Genomic DNA, 2,183 nt, shown 5'->3' on the forward strand with positions numbered 1-2,183 from the left:
TAGTATCAGAAACCTCTATTCAAGCGCTTGAGCAGTTAGCTGCCGAGAAAGTGTAACGCTTTCCGTTTTATATAGATAAAAGAAAAGCCGCTGGATTTACCTCCAGCGGCTTCGTGTTTTTTAGTATCTAGTAATTTAGCATCTAGTGCGTAGATTAGTTGTTGCTGTGTAGCTCGCTGTTCAGTTCAACAGCTGACTTGTTCGCTAGACATTCAATTTGGCCAGTAATCGAGTTACGACGGAACAGAAGATCAGAAACGCCAGCAAGGTCACGAGCTTTAATGATTTCTACTTCGTTGCCTTCTTTATCTAACATGCGAACCTTAGTACCCGCAGTCACGTAAAGACCTGACTCAACCGTACAACGGTCGCCCATTGGGAAACCAAGACCCGCATTTGCGCCTAGTAGGCAGTTTTCGCCGATAGAGATAACCATAGTACCGCCACCCGACAGAGTACCCATGATAGAAGCGCCGCCGCCGATATCAGAACCGTTACCTACAACCACACCTGCAGAGATACGACCTTCAACCATGCTTACGCCAGTTGTACCAGCATTGAAGTTGATGAAACCTTCGTGCATTACTGTTGTGCCTTCGCCTACGTGTGCGCCAAGACGAACACGAGAAGTGTCAGCAATACGAATGCCTGTTGGTACTACGTAGTCCACCATTTTAGGGAACTTGTCTACGCAATCTACAGACAGAGCACGACCCGCTAGGCGAGCTTCGATTTGACGCTCAGCCAGCTCAGGAAGATCGATAGGGCCTTCGTTAGTCCATGCGATGTTGTGCAGTAGACCGAAGATACCATCTAGTACCGTACCGTGTGGTTGAACTAGGCGGTTAGAGATCAGTTGCAGCTTAAGGAAGCCTTCAGCAACTGATGCTGGCTTCTCGTCAGTCGCAAGAACAACAAGAACAAGAGGTTGCTCAGATGCTGCTGCTTTTTCTGCGAAAGATGCGTTTGCTGCATCGTCGTTTGCTGCGAATGCTTTCGCGAGTTCTGCGCTTTGTGCTGCAGAGATTTCGATAGCTTGGTTGCCTTCAGTGTAACCTGCAACTTCACCAACAGCCGCAACAAGAGCGTCGCTTGGGTTTAGAAGTGGGTTAGGGAAGAACGCTTCAATGATTTTATTGTCGCGGTTTTTGGTTGCCGTACCGAAGGCTAGTGAAAAGTAAGCCATGTTGAATCTCCATGTGTTGAGTCTTGATTTTGCTATTTCATAACAGCGGCTCGAATAACAAGCGCTGCCGTTAGCAAAGTTAATTTAATTGCGTTCATCATAAAGAGAGCGCCCTCGTTATGAAAGGGCGCATCGGGATAAAGTCTGTAAAATGATATTGCTTGTCTTTCTGGAGATAGTTTTCTGCAATGAGAAAATGATGCAATTCAACAAAATTTGATATCAAAGTTAGATAACCAACGTTCTTTAAATGAACAACACTCTTTAGATAAATAGCGCTTTATAAGCCTGCTCAATCCCTTCAATCAACATCTGCATACCGATAACGGCGAGTATTAAACCCATCATTCGGGTTATCACGTTCAATGCACTTGGTCCGACAGCTTTAACAAATCGCTCGCCGAATACAAATAAGACATAGGTTAGGGTACATAGTAGGCCGAAAGCGACGATGGTTATGATGGTTTCATAGACCCCCTCGGTACTGGCAAAGTTCATCGCAGTGGCAATGGTGCCGGGGCCAGCGAGAATTGGCATTGCAAGTGGTGAGACGGCGATACTTAGAGCTGCGTCTTTCTGGGCGTCTGAGTTCACTTTCTCTTTTGCTTTGGCGTGTGTTGAATCGCCTTGCAGCATGTGGAAGCCAATCAAAAAGACCAAAATGCCGCCTGTGATGCGAAGTGCGTAAAGTGTGATACCAAATAGGTCAAAGATCAGTTTGCCAGAGAGTGCAAAAGTACTGACGATGATGAATGCGATAAACACTGAACGGAAAGCGATAGATTTAACGGTTTCCCTGTCATTGTCACCGGTTAATCCAAGAAAAATTGGCGTATTAGCGATTGGGTTCATGATGGCAAAAAAGCCCATGAACACAGTAATGGTATGAATGATGAGCTCTTTCATATTATTCCTTTGAAAAGATGCAGTTAAATACAAATAATTATTAGAAATAGATAGTAGAGTAAGTGTGAATAAAAAACAGCCAGCATAAGGC

General features: G+C 45.0%; 2 protein-coding genes. Both read right to left on the bottom strand.

The features are described 5' to 3' along the window. Positions 1-154: 154 nt before the first annotated feature. Positions 155-1,186 (bottom strand): 2,3,4,5-tetrahydropyridine-2,6-dicarboxylate N-succinyltransferase, encoded by a 1,032-nt coding sequence (gene dapD / locus AB4496_RS09170; RefSeq protein ID WP_009848346.1) that lies wholly within the window; start codon positions 1,184-1,186, stop codon positions 155-157. Between the two features lie 264 nt (positions 1,187-1,450). Then, positions 1,451-2,092, bottom strand: a complete 642-nt coding sequence (locus AB4496_RS09175; protein WP_009848347.1) for a MarC family protein — start codon at positions 2,090-2,092, stop codon at positions 1,451-1,453. Positions 2,093-2,183 lie beyond the last annotated feature (91 nt).

This window comes from Vibrio sp. 10N.222.46.A1 (genome assembly GCF_041473595.1).
GTDB lineage: Bacteria > Pseudomonadota > Gammaproteobacteria > Enterobacterales > Vibrionaceae > Vibrio > Vibrio tasmaniensis_A.